Below are 14,470 nucleotides of genomic sequence, written 5' to 3'. Positions count from 1 at the left end.
ATGCGCGTTCACGTTCTACAACACGTGCCGTTTGAAGACATCGGCAGTATGGCCGAGTGGTTTCAGCAACGCGGCGCACAGTTGTCCTATACACGTTTCTACGAAGCCGACGCGCAACTCCCCGAGGTGGATGGCTTTGACCTGGTCGTCGCGATGGGCGGGCCGATGAGCGTCAATGACGAGGCTACCTTGCCCTGGTTGGTGGCGGAAAAGGCTTTTCTGCGTGCCGCCATTGCCAGTGAGGTGGCGGTACTCGGGGTTTGCCTCGGCGCACAACTGATTGCCAGCGCGTTGGCGGCGCAGGTGTACCCCAATGAAGTGGCGGAAATCGGCTGGTTCCCGGTCTGGCGTGCGGATGCCGTCGATGAGGCGTGTTTTCTGTTCCCTGAGCGCATCGAACTGCTGCACTGGCATGGTGAAACCTTCGCGCTACCAGAGGGTGCAACCTTGTTAGCGTCTAGTGAGGCGTGCCGGCATCAGGCCTTCCAGCTCGGTCGGCGGGTGATCGGCCTGCAGTGCCACCCAGAAATGACTCCGCAGATTGTGGCGGACCTGCTGGATCAATGTGCCGATGAATTGCGCCCCGGCACCTGGGTGCAAACGCCGGAGCAGCTTGCTGCTTCGGCAGCGGCCTACGTGCCAGGCAATCTGTTGATTGCTCGGCTGCTGGATTACCTGGTCGGCTAAACGGTTGGGTTAGTCGTGCGACATAACCCAACCGGCTGGGGATGGCTCAAAGCTGAAAGCGTGAGATGTTATCGCGCAAGGCGACGCTGGTGCGTGCCAGGCTTTCGCTTTCCTGCTGGGCGCTGCGGAAGGCGGCAGCGGACTGCTCGGAACTGTCGCGCACGGTAACGACGCCCTGACTGATCTGCTCGGCAACGGCGCTCTGCTCTTCGGAGGCCGCAGCGATCTGCTGGTTCATGCCACTGATTCGTTCGATCATGCTGACGATTCGGCTTACCGCGTCACCTGCCTCGGTAACACCAGAAACCGACTGCGCACTGGAGCGCTCGCAGCGCTGCATATATTGCGAGGTTTCATCGGCGATCTTTTGCAGGCCGGCGATCAGCCCCTCGATCTCCGACGTCGCTTGTTGGGTGCGCCGTGCCAGATTACGCACTTCGTCGGCGACCACGGCGAAACCACGACCGGCATCACCTGCGCGGGCAGCTTCAATGGCTGCGTTGAGGGCGAGCAGGTTGGTTTGGTCGGCCACCGCCTTGATCACATCGAGCACGCTGCCGATGTTGTTGCTTTCATCCTTCAAGCGGCCCATGGCGACGTTGGATTGGCCGATTACCTCGGCCAGTTCGCCGATCAGCTTGACGGCATCCTTGGCCTTTTGCTGGCTGTACAAGGCTGCGCTGTCTGCCTCACTGGCGGCTCCTGCCGCGGATTCGGCATTACGTGCGACTTCTTGTACGGTAGCCGCCATCTCATGCACGGCAGTAACGATTTGCTCAACCTCACGCTGGGCGTGGGCCACGTTTTCTGAGTTGCGTAGGCTCGACTGGCTCAGCTCTTGGCTGGATTGCGCGACGGTCTGCGAAGAAACCTCGATGCCACGGGTCATGTCGCGCAGGTTCTGCTGCATACGTTGCAAGGCGGCCATCACACTATTTGGCAGTGCTGCGCTGGTATTCGCGCTGGCTCGCAAGTCGCCTTCAGCGACACGTTGGGCGAGCTGGTTGAGATCTGTCGGCTCGCTGCCCAGCGCACGCAACAGGTTGCGGCTGATCAGGTGGCCGAGCACGATAGCCAGCACAAATGCTAACGCGGTGATCGAAAGCAGCATTTTGAGCTGCCCTTGATAATGCGCGTTATCTTCGACCACCAGTTGGTCAGCTCTTTGGTTGCTGTAGTTCAGGTATTCATCAATGACCTGCGTCAGTTCCTTCAGCAGTGGCGTGCACTGCTCACTGACCATACGCAAGGCCTGCTCGTCCTCACCGTTGAACAGGTGCTCGGCAATGCTTTGCGCCACCGGGCTGTAACGCTCTTCCACTTGTTCGATACGGGCGAACATTTCACGCGCTTTGGGCGTTATATCGTTATGTGTGGCTACCGCCTGGCGTAGCGCGGTAAGGCTGCTGGCCACGGTCTTTTCATCGGCGGCAATGGCGGCGCGTTGTTGCTGCCGGGCCGCGGTATCGCTATTCAGAGCCATGTTACGCAGCGCGATGGCTCGGTCCTTGGCGGCATTGCTCAGCTTATTGGCAAGGCGGGTGCGTGTATCCACGCCGTTGACGTAATCAACAAAGTCCTGGTTGCTGCTGGCCATGTTCTTTAGCGCTACAACCGCGATCACAAGCATAAGTGCGACTAGGGCGGCATAGCCCGCATAGAGGGTTGTACGGGTAGATAAACGAGGGGTGTTTGACTGCATAAGACACCTGGTGCGCTAAGGGGACGGCGCGGCGGATAGAGACACTGCCACGGCTATCTTCATTTATAGACCCTGAACGGCATCCTGCGCTGGAGGGAGGGGCGTTAATGTTTGTACAAAATGTACAGTATTTAAACGCAATATCTAGGGGGTTATTCTGTGTGCTAGGAGTTTTCTCGGTAAAGCAACTAAAGTTTGGCTCTATACGTACAAGAATGGTACAGGTTTGCCAGTGGTAAGCATTCGCACTTCAAGCACGGCATTGCAACGCTCGGTGCATTTCTTCTCAATATGCTTACGTCCATGCCTGTTTTCGAGGCCGGCACAAGTGCTGTCGACGGCCTCATCTGTGCTTAAACGGTTTGTCGGCGGTTAAGTTTTATTGAGTCACCAGCCCTCCACTGATCAGGTTTAGCCAGCGCTGCATGACTGTTTCGGCAAAGTGCGACTGAGCAGGCAGGTAAGTACTGAAGTCAGCTTGTGCTTGCTGGATACGCCTTAATACATCGTCTTGGTCGCGTGCCGGATTGCTGATGAGTTCTCGACGATTCCATATGTCGACAATGGCTGGCGTGCTCTCGAAATGGCACTGAAAAGCATAGGGGGATGCGCCGATGCGAAACGCCTGGTGCCTCACCTGAGTGTCCTCTATCAGCAGGCAGCCTCGTCCGGCAACTCGAAGGTGTCGGAATGCATCTCGAGCAGGTGCTGTGCTGGCGTGTTTCAGGCTGCGCGTTGCTTGAGCAGGTGTTCGAGGCGATTGCCGGCCGCGCCGTGGGCTAGGATCTGCAGTGCCTTTTCGGCGATCACGCTGCCGGCTTCCAGGGGCGGCAGGCCGGCGCTGTAGATATTGGAGATAACGCTGTACTCCCAGCTGATCTGCGGGTTGCCGGAAAACCGCGCAGCCTCCGCCTGGCTTGGTGCATCCAGGCGATAGGCCAGGTAGGCGGACAGGCTGCGCGAGGCCAGGGCGTCACCACCGGGGCGTTCGCCGATCAGCATGATCACCAGGCGCGTCTGCACGGCCTCACCGATGGCTTCGGCAAGTTTTACCCGGCCGTAGGGGGCGATGATGGTTTGGCCAACGCTCAGCGCGCGGCTGGCCAGACCGTCAAACAGTACCGGCAGTAAGTCAGTCATGTTGTGGTGCACGGCTTCGGCGCTCAGGCCGTCGGAGATCACCACCTGCACGTCAGTGTGCTCGGCACTCAGGCTGGTCAGTGCACTAGCGGCCAGGCGGGTGCCGAGTTCGGGGTTACTCAGGTGTTCGTCGCGGTTTTGCGCTTGGGTGTTAAGCCGCCGTGGTGCGGGCAGGCCATTGCTGGCGAAGCCCAGCTCGTCCGCCCGCAGGTCGGCATAGATGGCCTGGCGCGCCACGGCCTGGTTGCCGCGCAGAGTGCGGGCCACATGGTTGGTTGGGCGCGGGCCCGCGTTGTCGAAACCATAGGCGGCAGGTACTGATTCCAGCAGGCGCTGGTAGTCCAGCTCGGAGTGGCAGAACTGCTCCGGCTTGCCCCAGTTCGGCCCGCGCTGTAACAGCCCCTCTTCATCCTCAACAAAGATGCCGCGTTGCAGCGCCCATTGCAGGTACTCCGGTGCCGGCTTGAGGTCGTGCACTTCGCGCAGGGTCTGGTCGTCGTGGCCGCTGGTGTCGAAGTAGGCGAGCATGCGGTCGTTGCCCAGGTAAACATCCATAAAGAAGTTGGCCCCGGCGGCTGCCAGCAATTCCGTAGCCATTTGCTGACCTTCGGCAGTGACCTGGGAGTGCAAGGTGAAGCAGGGCGCCATGCCCATGGGCAGGCCGAGCAGCTTGCCCATAAAGTGGTCTTGCAGGCAGGAGTAAATCATCTCGAAGTTGTCGAGGTGGGTTTCCGGGCCGATAAAGCCGGTGACGTTATTCACCATAAAGGGTGAGTAGCGCCGCGCCAGGCCGTAGCACAGCGCCTCGGTGGTGGCCATGTCGATGCCTTCGTGTTTGCCGTAGGTCAGCTCGCTGCCTTGGCCGGTTTCAAAGTACATGACGTTCTCGGCGCTACCGGCCAGTGGGCCATGCACGGCCATAGTGGCGTAGGCGTGGTCGAGCAGTTCGACGGTGACATCGAATTCGTCGGTGAGGGTGCGTTCAGTGCCGGCCAGGCTCTGGAACATGATCTCTACCGGTGCCCCACGTTCCAGGCAGGCCAGTTGCGTTTTGATATGCGAGAGCACGCAAACCTGAGTGGGCGCTCCGGTTTCGCGGCGCAGTTTGTCCAGGTGATGCAAGGTGGCGGCGATGTTGTCCACCGTATCGATAGCCGGGTTGAGGCCGATCAGCGCATCGCCTGCGCCCAGGGATAAACCGGTGTACACCAGCAGGCTGATGCCTGAGAGGTTGTCGGTGGGGTGGTTGGGTTGTAGCCGCGAGGACAACGTACCGGGCAGCCCAACCTGGGTGCGGGCGCGAGCGGCAGCACCGTTTTTCAGGCGTTTGGCCAGTAGCACCAGTTCGTGCACGTCGCACAACTTGGCCAGGCCAGCGGCCATCACCCCGGTCAGGGCGGTGCCGATGCGGCGGATTTCCGCGCCTTTGGCCGCCAGCAGGCGGTCTTTCAACTCGCCCAGGCTGAGGTGAGCGATCTCGCTAAATACGCTGCGGTCGATCTGGTAATTGACCCGCATCACGCTATCTATCTGGCCGGTGCTGTCGGTCAGCGGGTGATCGTGCAGGTGTTGCAGGCTCAGCTCAGAGAGAATCGCCCGGGCAGCCTCGCGCTCCACCTCATCGACCGCCGCGAGGCCGGCCATGCGTTCACCTGCTTTGCTGATGTCGGCGGCACCCAGCAGTTGTTTGAGGCCCCGAAAGCTGAAATGACGTTGCAGCATCTCGGTGCTGTAGGTCTGCTCTGGCTGTGGCGCGGGCAGTATGATCTGATCCAGTGGCACGAGGACTGACATGGACGACTCCGGTTATTCAAGACCAAAAAATGACACCGGCACCATCTGCTGGTGCGCGCGGCCGATATGGATGAATTGAGCTGGGCGCGGCGCAATTTCGTCGATCACCAGCAGGCATTGCGCCATACGCCCCCAGTCACTGACGTATTGTCCGAGGGTTTTTCCGACGTTGGCTTCAAGCAGCAGCACCAGCGGTTGGCTGCTGGGCAGTTCACTGTGCAACAGGGCTTCACGCAGGCGCTGAGCGAGGTTGCGCAGGGTTGCCAGCTGCGCGTTGGCACCGAGCAATTGCAGGCAGGCACCTTGCGGCCGGTAGCGCGCCAGCGTTAGCGCACGCAGCAGGCTTGGGTAGTCGGCGTCTAGCGGCAAACGGGCGACGATGGGCACATCGCGCAGCGGCAGGCGCTCGGGTTCAGGCAGGTACAGGCTGGTGCCGGACACCTCGCAGCTGTGCAGGGTCAGGCCGTGTACGGTGGCGCGGCCACGGGTTTCCGGCAGCAGGCGCGGGCCGCCAGCCAGCAGCGCAGAGGCGAGAATGGCGCGGGCCAAATCGATGCCGAGATCGCCATAGGCGGTGGTCGGTGGCCAGGATGCATCTTCCAAATGGCGGTAAATCAGCTCGCCGACGCCACCAGAAAAGGTGATCGCAGGGGGCGTTGCTAACGCCGGCAGGTGCAGCGGCAACTGCTCATGCAGGCGGCCAATGGCGCTGCTGAAAAATCCATTGTCAGCGCTTACCAGTGCTTCCAGTGCGCTGACTTGCCAGGCCACTAGGCGTTGTACCTCATCGTTGGTGAGGCTAGCGCCCGCGCGACAGGTGATACCGAGGTGCGTGAGCAGGGCCTGGCCGTACTCACTGCAGCCGAGCAGTTGGTAACTGCCTGGGACGAAGCGCCAGTGCCGGGCACCGATAAAATGACAGCCGCAGGCCAGTACGTTGCCGTCCAGTCCGATGGCCGGGTTGGTGGTGCCGCCGCCGATATCCAGGTTGAGAATCGGCTGACCGGGATGAGCGCGGCTGAGTAGCCCGCAGTTACCCATAAAGGCCAGCCAGGACTCCAGGCCTGGGTCATCGGCGGTGGCTATCAGGCTGTCGCCGATGCGCTGGCTGATCAGGCGGGTAAGCGCGGCGACATTGGCTTGCCGGGCGGCCAGGCCCGTGACCAGTGCGGCACCGGCGAAAGGCGCTTGCTTATCCAGGTCGCAAGCGTGCAGCCAGCTATCGAGCAACTCGGTCAGGCGCGTTTCGTCCAGGCCGTCGCCGTCAAAGGGAGTGAACACCGGTTCGGAGCGGTAGATCACGCGCGGTTCGGCAAAGCCCATACGCCCGCTGACACTGTGCCCGCCCAAGCGTGCTTCAACCAGCATGATGCTGCTGGTGGTGGAACCGAAATCCAGGCCAAGCAGGCGCACCTGTTGCGCAGCGGCGTTGCTGGCGGCTGCGCTGGTCACAGCGCTGTCAGGCTCGCTGCAGTGTGGATGCCTGGCGCGAATTGCCAGTTGCTGTCGACGAGGAAACCACGAGTATGGCCGAGGTAGGTGAGCTGCTCGCCACTGCGTGCGGAAATTTCCGTCAGGCTGTTTTCCACCCGGTCGGTTGCCTGCTGCCACTCTGGCGCTGGCGCTGGCTTGGGAGAGAACCACGACATAGCAACCCCCTTGCGTACGCGTTGGGCAGAGTTCAGGCGACTTTGCTGGTCTGCCGGGGGCCGCAGCAGTAATGCTTCAAATCGGCTTTCAGTCCTTCGGCGACCCGGCGTAGCTCATCCGGGTCGGTATGCGCGTGGCCCTGGACAATAAACAACGCCGCGCGGGTATGCGGCTGCAGCACGCTGGCCGCGCACTGGCGGTATTCCATGCGGCACAGCACCTGGCCGGCGCCATCAAGGTAGACATATTCGCCGGCGGGTAACGCGGTGCGGTGTTCGCTGCCGAGGCCCTGGAAAACTTCGCCGCCCTGGCAGATGGCCAGGCTTACAGGCAGGCGCAACGTGGTCAGGTCATGCGCACCGATGGACAAACCGCTGTGTAGCGACCAGTGGTTGTACAAGTCCACCACGGGCGAAATAACCGGCAGTTGGCCCGTGCGTTGGTATTGCTCGGCCAAGGCTTGTGGCGAAGCAGGAAAGCGTTTCGCCGAACGGCCAATGCGCAGGCGTAATTCCTCGAAACCTTGCCGGCTGAAGTGTTTGCGTTGGCTATCAAGGTCTTCGCGCAGCGCTTTCAAACGTTGCTTGAGCAGGGCGCTGTAATCGTAGTTGGCGAGATCGTGAAGGGTGAACGCATAGGCACTGAGGCCGAGGCTTGCGGGGGTTTCGAGGAGAAATACAGGATTTAGCATAGGGTGGCCTGTCAGCTTGACCGACACCGTTACGGTGCCGGCCAGGCCTCGGTTGTGTCGTGGCTACTTGGTCATGGGACTGTTATAGCTGTGTTGCTCGTGGCGCACGGTGGCGTAGATGGCAAACACGGTCAGGGCGACTGCCACCACGAGGATGAAGCCCATCACCATTGGCTTGTCGGCGTAAGTGAACACGGCGCTGGCACCTTCCCAGCTAGAAATCGGACTACTCATGGTATTGCTCCTTGGTAGGTCACGCGGGGCAGGGCCGCCGCGTGACGTGGCTCAGTTTCAGGCTGGTTTTGCTTCGCCAATTGGCGCAGCGGTTGGTGGCACACTGGTAACAGTGGTGGTGGCGCCAGTGATGGCCCACTCTGGGTAGGCTTTGGCTGGGACTTCTACCAAATCCAGACCGCGCTCTTCGGCATGTGCCGGTACACGCAGTACGCCCATTTTCTTCATCAGCAGCGAGATCAGGTAGCCAGGGAAGAAGCCCAGCGCTGCCAGAACGATTGCGCCGCCGGCTTGGCCGAGGAAGTTCACCGGTGGTGCGCCTTCCATGACGTTCGGGTAACCGGAGATAAAGATGCCGCTGATAACCAGACCAGCGAAGCCGCCAAAGCCGTGTACGGCAAAGGCCCCCACCGCATCATCCAGCCCGCGTTTGACCAGCAACTTCTGCACCAGTGGTGCGGCTGCTGCTACGCCCATACCGATCACGTAAGCGAACGGTGGGTAGTAAACGTCCAGGCCAGGCGCTACGGAGATGATCCCGATCAGGCCGCCGGACATCATCCAGAACGGTTCACGGGTGGTCAGGTAGGCGCCGATCAGGCCGCCAGCAAAGCCCATCAGGGTGTTGAAGGCGAACGCCGAAAGGGTGGTTGGTTGGCCGTAGATATTGGTCCACTGGCCGCCGGCGTTATAGATGATGCAGCCGCCGAGGAAGCCGAAGAAGCCGACGATGACCAGCATCAGGCCGATCACGCTCATGGGCATGCTGTGGCCGACGATTTCATTGGCGCTGCCATCGGCATTGAAGCGACCGATACGTGCGCCAACGTTCATGACTACGCCAAGGGTGAAGAAGCCGGCAATGGTGTGTACGCAACCTGCTGCGCCAACGTCGTGGAAGCCCCACTCGGTGGTCAGCCAGCCGGCTGGGTGCCAGCTCCATGCCGCGCCCAGAATCCACACGCCGGAGCCGAGGATGATGGCGAGAATGATAAAGGCGCTCATGCGAGTCCGCTCAATCAGCGCGCCGGACATAATCGACGCCGTCGTCGCGGCAAACAGCGCGAACGCCGCCCAGAAGATGCCTGTGGCGTTGTCGGTGATGTTCGGCCCCATGCTGCTGGCCCACGGCAGGCTTGCTGCGGCACCGCTAAAGTCCGGAATGATGCCGCCGGAGAAGCCGTTGTAGATCCACCAGCCGAAGAAGAAGAACGTCGGCACGATAAAGGCAAACGCCAGGATGTTCTTGACCCCGGCAGTCAGCGCGTTTTTCAGGCGCGATGCACCAATTTCGTAGGACAAGAAGCCCGCGTGGATCACTATCATCAGTGCAATACACCACCAATAGAAGATTTCCATATTGATCGTGTCGGACATCTGAATGAGCTTGTATAGCTCTTCCAGACTAGGAGTTGCCTGTTCCATACAGAATCCTCTTTGTGATTTTGAGATCAGTTTTCGTGGCAGGGCGAAACGGTGAACTAGAAATTTCGTGTTTATCTATGGTTATAAAAAGTTCATGTAGTGAATAGCAAAGCTTGTGCCATCTTGCTGTTTGGCCAATCTGCGCGGCTTACGGGGCTGGGTAATATTTGCTAATGGAAAACTGCCCCGTTTCTGTTCAATTTGTCTTGCAAGTGCCTGTTATTGGGTCGTCTCAGTGCGCTGCTGGAGCATGGTCTGGATCTGCCCGACGGACTCCTGCGTGCGTTTGGCGAGGTTGCGCACTTCATCAGCGACCACGGCGAAGCCACGACCCTGTTCACCGGCGCGCGCGGCTTCAATGGCGGCGTTAAGTGCCAGCAGGTTGGTTTGCTCGGCGATGCCCTTGATCACCGTGGCGACTTGGGCGATTTGCCCGTAAGTGGCCTGGATGTTCGCCTGCTCGCGTTCGCGCATGCTGGCGGCGGCCTTCTCATCGCTGATCTCGCGCACCGCTCCGGTGATGTAGGTGAGCCGGCCACGCGCATCGCGCAGGCAGCGACCGCGTTCGCGATACCAGGTTTCGCCACGGGTTTTGTGCTGCATGCGGTATTCCACGGCGTAGAAACCATCACCGTTGGCATCGACCATTGAGGCGTTGAACGCCTGCATCACGTGCTTGAGGTCGTCGGCGTTGGTGATCTTGAAGTAGCTGTCCCAGCCGTCTGGGAATTCGGCACGGCTATAGCCAATCAGCTCGCGGAATTGATCGGACCAGCGGATCAGGTTCTGCGGGTGGTCAGGGTTGCCGTCGACAACGTTCATCGCCCAGGAGCCTTCGGTCAGGGTGCGCTTGGTCAGCTCCCAGACTTGCCGCTCTTCTTCCCATTGCGCGCGTTCGGCGATCATTGCAGTGAACTGTTGCTGGTTGCTTTGCAGCTCACCCTCAAGTCGCACGCATTGCTGCTCGGCGAGCGTTAGGCGTTGTTGTAACGCGGCATATTCGGCGGCGCTGCAGGGGGGCGGTGGCAGCTGCTCGGCATGCTGGCGGATGTGCTGGAGCTGGGCCCAATCATGCTGCAACTGCTTGAGGCTGCCGAGCAGCTGCGGTTGGCGCTTGAGGTGCGGGTGCGGCTCGCTCAGTGGTTGCTCGGCGAGTAACCGATCAATCCACTGGCTGAGTTCGCTGGCCAGGTTCCTGGTTGTATTGTTGAACCACATCGGCCGATCCTCCATGGGTAGTGTTGGCGATACTTAAGCTGTGCCAAGCAATTCCCTCTCCATGTTTGCCTGATCAACTGCGAACCCGAGTTTTTTCCGGGTCGTAAGCCACGGTGCCGGCACTGACCACTGCTCTAATACGTTTTTGTTGGCCGTCCAGTTTGCCGATTTCCAGCTGGGTGCCTGGCTCGCAATAAGCAATGTCCAGCCGGCACAGGGCGATGTTCTTACCGAGAACCGCTGAACGTGTGGCGCTGGTAATCACCCCAACCTGCGCGCGACCCAGGTGCACGCAGTCGCCGTGGGCGGCGGTTTCGTTACCTTCAAGTTCCAGACCGACCAGCTTGTGTTGCGGGTTGGCGTTGCGCCGCAGTAGGGCATCGCGGCCAATGAAATCGTCCTGTTTGCTCTTCAGTGGCACACAAAAACCGATGCCGGCTTCGTAGGGGTCGGTCTGATCGCTGAACTCGTAACCGGCGAAGATCAGCCCGGCTTCGATGCGCAGCATGTCCAGCGCGTGCAGGCCAAGCGGGGCCAAGCCTAGCGGCTCGCCCAATTGCCAGAGGCGTTGCCAGACGCGCATGGCGTCGCTGGGGTGGCACCAGATTTCATAGCCCAGTTCGCCGGTATAGCCGGTGCGCGAGACCATCACGGGTGGGCCGTTGTAGTCATCCAGGCGGCCGACCAGAAAGCGAAACCAGCCGAGGTCTTCGAGTGCTGGCTGGGTGCCGGGTGTCCAAATCATCTGCTTGAGTAGTTGGCGACTCAGTGGCCCTTGTACGGCGATGTTGTGAATCTGCTCGGAGGCCGATTTGATCCAGACTTTCATGCCTAGCTTTTCTGCCTGTTCACGCAGCCAGATGGCGCTGTAATCCTCGCCGCAAATCCAGCGGAAGGCGTCTGGGCCGAGGCGTAGCAGGGTGCCGTCGTCGAGCATGCCGCCGTGCTCAAAGCACATCGCGCTGTAGACCACTTGGCCTACCGCTAGCTTGCGCACGTCGCGGGTCAGGCAGTAATTGAGCAGCGCTTCGGCATCGGGGCCCAGTACCTCGAATTTGCGCAAGGCCGAGAGGTCCATCACCGCCACCCGCTCACGGCAGGCGTGGTATTCCGCAGCGACGCCGTAGCCGTCGAAATGGGTTGGGGTCCACCAGCCGCGATAATCGATGAACTGGCGAGTGAGGGCGCTGGTGCCCGGATGAAAGCCGCTTTTATGGGTGAGCACAGGGTCCGCGTCGGGTGTTTTGCGATTGGCCATGGCGATACTGAAACGCTCCTTTGCGCTGTACAGGCGGATGTGGATGTCGGTGGGCTGCCAGCCATTGGCCGGGTCGATGTCGTCCGGGCAGGAACTGCTGGCGCAGGTCAGGTCGCTCATGGCGCGCAGCAATACGTAGTCACCGGGCCGCGACCAGGGCTCATCCAGCGTAAGCTGCTGCTGTGCATCGACGCCGGTGTTGAAGAAGAAGTTGATCGCCGGCCAGCCGGGGCGAGCGCTAACGCCGTGTTTTGCCAGGGCGCGGCTGATGTTGTCGCTGCAGTTGGCGTGGCCGAAGTAGCCATGGGTTTCGTAGTAGCGCGCGGTACAGGCCAGGGCGAAGGTGTCGTGACGGCCAACGGTGTCGCGCACCACTTCGAGCATGGGCTGCATATGGCGGTCGAAGAATTTGCTGAACAGCCCGGGGCCAGGGTAGGCGTTGCCGTTGAGGGTGCGGGTCACGGTGGGGTCCAGGTCGATTTCCCGGCCAGCATCGAGGCTGCGACGATCGAATGCGACGAAATCGGAGCATTGCCGCCCGGCGACATCAATCACTTGGATGTACTGACCGGCTGCGACCTGGTAGTCGCGGGCACTGCCGGGGCTGATGGTGAACTCGTCGAGCAATTCACCGAGTGGTGTCGGCAGGCTTGGGATCAGCAGGCTGCTGGGGTTGGCGCGGTGGATCAATAGGCGCAGTTCGCTGGCGCGCTGCTGGCAGTCCACGGGGCTATGCAGGCCTGGCGCAGCGACGATCACCAGCAGGTTGTCCATGCTGCTTAAGCTGCAGCTATAGCCGGCCGGTGTCGCGCTAGGCCAGAGCTGTGCAGCGTTCGGCAGGCTCTTGCAATCAACCTTGCGCTTGCTCAGACCTGTGCTGATGTGGGCCGACTCCTGACTGCCGTTATGCAGCAACTGGGCAATAAAGTGTGCCGCGCCACTGCTGCGCAGGCCGAGCGCACTCAGCGCCTCGCGGCCATCTTCGCTGAAGGCCAGCAGCTCAGCAGTTTGATCGCCCTCAATGTCGATAACCTGCAGCCGGTCGCCTGGCTGCAGGGCAACTATGGTTAGCCCGCCAGGGGCAACGCGGTGACGTTCCAGGCCGGGTGTGCGAGCAAACAGGGCGGGCTCCAGTGGCCTGGAAATCACAGGTTGATGCATGGTTTTACTCCGCAAGGCTGGGGCGTATTAGCGGGCTGTTTTCAATGCTGCTGGGGTATCGGCCAGGTAAGTCGCGAGCGAGTCGTCCAGTGCTTCCAGCCAGGGCGTGTGGTGCGCGGTGGCTAGGGTGCCGGTCATCAAGGAGCGGTGGCTCTTGTTGCGGTAACCCATGATGTCGTCGTATTTGTCGTGCTTCCAGTCGAGGAAGGTTTGGTTCACGGCAGCAATGTCGAAGTTTGGGTAGTCGGTGGCGTCGATCAGTGACTGGATGTACTTGCCTTGGAACTCGAACATTTCCTGGGCGTTTTTCAGGGTCAGTTCTTCCTCGCGCCAGGCCAGGTTTTCGGCATGCATGGCGGCGTGGTCGGGTAAGGCAATACGCCCGAGCATGATGTCACGGGCATACCAGGCCTGGGCATCGAACATGTTGAAGCTGTACCACTGGTCCTGCATGCCGAGGTAGATCAGCTTGGGATTGTTTTCCCAAAACACGCCTTTGTAGAGATTCAGCGGCCACAGGCGGTTGTCGGTCTTCAGCCGCAGGTCTTCCGTCAGGAAGGGGAAGTGGTGTTTGTAACCGGTGCACAGAACGATGGCGTCGATGTGTTTGCAGGTGCCATCCGCGAAGTAGGCGGTGCTGCCTTTAACGTGGCTTAGCAGCGGTTTTTCTTCCCAGTTTTCCGGCCATTTGTAGCCCATTGGCGCGCTGCGGTAGCAACTGGTGATGGAGCGTGCGCCGTACTTGTAGCACTGCGAACCGATGTCCTCGGCGGAGTAGCTAGCACCGACGATCAAGACATCCTTGCCTTTGAATTCCAGCGCATCGCGAAAGTCATGCGCGTGTAGTACGCGGCCGGCAAAGCTTTCAAAGCCATTGAAGTAAGGCACGTTGGGCGTAGAGAAATGCCCACTGGCGACCACCACGTAGTCGAATTCTGCAGTGCTGGTCAGGTCTTGGTCATAGTTGTGCACTGTGACGCTGAACGTGCCGCTGGACGCATCAAAGGTGACGCCGCGCACGCTGGTGTTGAACTGGATGTATTGGCGGACGCCGGCTTTCTCGACGCGGCCTTTGATGTAGTCCCAGAGCACTTCGCGCGGCGGGTAGGAGCCCATTGGCCGGCCGAAGTGTTCGTCGAAGGTGTAGTCGGCGAACTCCAGGCACTCCTTCGGTCCGTTCGACCACAGGTAGCGGTACATGCTGCCGTGTACTGGCTCGCCATGTTCATCCAGGCCGGTGCGCCAGGTGTAGTTCCACATGCCGCCCCAATCGCTCTGCTTCTCGTAGCAGACCAGTTCTGGAATGTCCGCGCCCATGGCGGCGGCAGACTGGAAGGCGCGTAGCTGAGCCAGGCCGCAAGGGCCGGCACCAATAATGGCAATTCGAGTGGTCATAGGGGCTCCATTGCTGGGGTTAAATTATTTTTGAGAATTAAAATTTCCTTGTGGGAATTACCATACGGCTTTATCAAACCACTGCAATTCGTCCTGAGGTGATACCTCTTTGGGG

General features: G+C 60.4%; 10 protein-coding genes and 2 pseudogenes. 1 reads left to right on the top strand and 11 read right to left on the bottom strand.

Features of this window, described 5'->3' with window-relative positions; genetic code table 11:
* Positions 1-687, top strand: a complete 687-nt coding sequence (locus VCA57_RS01860; RefSeq protein WP_411183262.1) for a type 1 glutamine amidotransferase — start codon at positions 1-3, stop codon at positions 685-687.
* Positions 688-733: 46 nt separating this feature from the next.
* Here VCA57_RS01860 and VCA57_RS01855 read toward each other — a convergent pair whose 3' ends face one another.
* From VCA57_RS01855 to VCA57_RS01805, 11 genes and pseudogenes are all read right to left on the bottom strand, one after another.
* Positions 734-2,389 carry a methyl-accepting chemotaxis protein gene (locus tag VCA57_RS01855; protein WP_411183260.1) on the bottom strand — a complete coding sequence of 552 codons (1,656 nt, stop codon included), beginning with the start codon at positions 2,387-2,389 and terminating at the stop codon, positions 734-736.
* Positions 2,390-3,112: 723 nt separating this feature from the next.
* Positions 3,113-5,323, bottom strand: coding sequence for an ethanolamine ammonia-lyase subunit EutB (gene eutB, locus VCA57_RS01850; RefSeq protein ID WP_411183259.1), 2,211 nt, complete (start codon positions 5,321-5,323; stop codon positions 3,113-3,115).
* A 12-nt stretch (positions 5,324-5,335) separates the two neighbouring features.
* A complete protein-coding gene (locus tag VCA57_RS01845; RefSeq protein WP_411183258.1) occupies positions 5,336-6,775 on the bottom strand; it encodes an ethanolamine ammonia-lyase reactivating factor EutA in 1,440 nt (479 codons plus the stop codon).
* On the bottom strand, positions 6,772-6,972 hold the full coding sequence (locus VCA57_RS01840; RefSeq protein ID WP_411183257.1) for a hypothetical protein: 201 nt from the start codon (positions 6,970-6,972) through the stop codon (positions 6,772-6,774). Before VCA57_RS01840 ends, VCA57_RS01845 begins: the two co-directional genes overlap by 4 nt.
* Before the next feature lie 32 nt (positions 6,973-7,004).
* Complete coding sequence (locus VCA57_RS01835; RefSeq protein ID WP_411183256.1) at positions 7,005-7,664, bottom strand: B3/4 domain-containing protein; 660 nt, start codon at positions 7,662-7,664, stop codon at positions 7,005-7,007.
* A gap of 63 nt (positions 7,665-7,727) precedes the next feature.
* On the bottom strand, positions 7,728-7,898 hold the full coding sequence (locus VCA57_RS01830) for a hypothetical protein (RefSeq protein WP_411183255.1): 171 nt from the start codon (positions 7,896-7,898) through the stop codon (positions 7,728-7,730).
* Positions 7,899-7,955: 57 nt separating this feature from the next.
* Positions 7,956-9,323: an ammonium transporter gene (locus VCA57_RS01825; RefSeq protein WP_411183253.1), complete on the bottom strand. Its 1,368-nt coding sequence runs from the start codon at positions 9,321-9,323 to the stop codon at positions 7,956-7,958.
* A 246-nt stretch (positions 9,324-9,569) separates the two neighbouring features.
* A pseudogene (locus VCA57_RS01820) lies at positions 9,570-9,833 on the bottom strand (methyl-accepting chemotaxis protein); the annotation flags it as partial.
* Positions 9,813-10,145, bottom strand: a pseudogene (locus VCA57_RS01815) (PAS domain-containing protein); the annotation flags it as partial. The pseudogenes VCA57_RS01815 and VCA57_RS01820, both read right to left, overlap by 21 nt.
* A 469-nt stretch (positions 10,146-10,614) precedes the next feature.
* Positions 10,615-12,960, bottom strand: a complete 2,346-nt coding sequence (locus VCA57_RS01810; protein WP_411183252.1) for a DUF1989 domain-containing protein — start codon at positions 12,958-12,960, stop codon at positions 10,615-10,617.
* 27 nt (positions 12,961-12,987) lie between these two features.
* Positions 12,988-14,355: an NAD(P)-binding domain-containing protein gene (locus VCA57_RS01805; protein WP_411183251.1), complete on the bottom strand. Its 1,368-nt coding sequence runs from the start codon at positions 14,353-14,355 to the stop codon at positions 12,988-12,990.
* Between the last annotated feature and the right edge of the window lie 115 nt (positions 14,356-14,470).

The sequence above is a fragment of the Pseudomonas sp. genome (assembly GCF_046581935.1).
GTDB lineage: Bacteria > Pseudomonadota > Gammaproteobacteria > Pseudomonadales > Pseudomonadaceae > Aquipseudomonas.
This window is presented reverse-complemented; position numbering and strand designations above follow the sequence as displayed.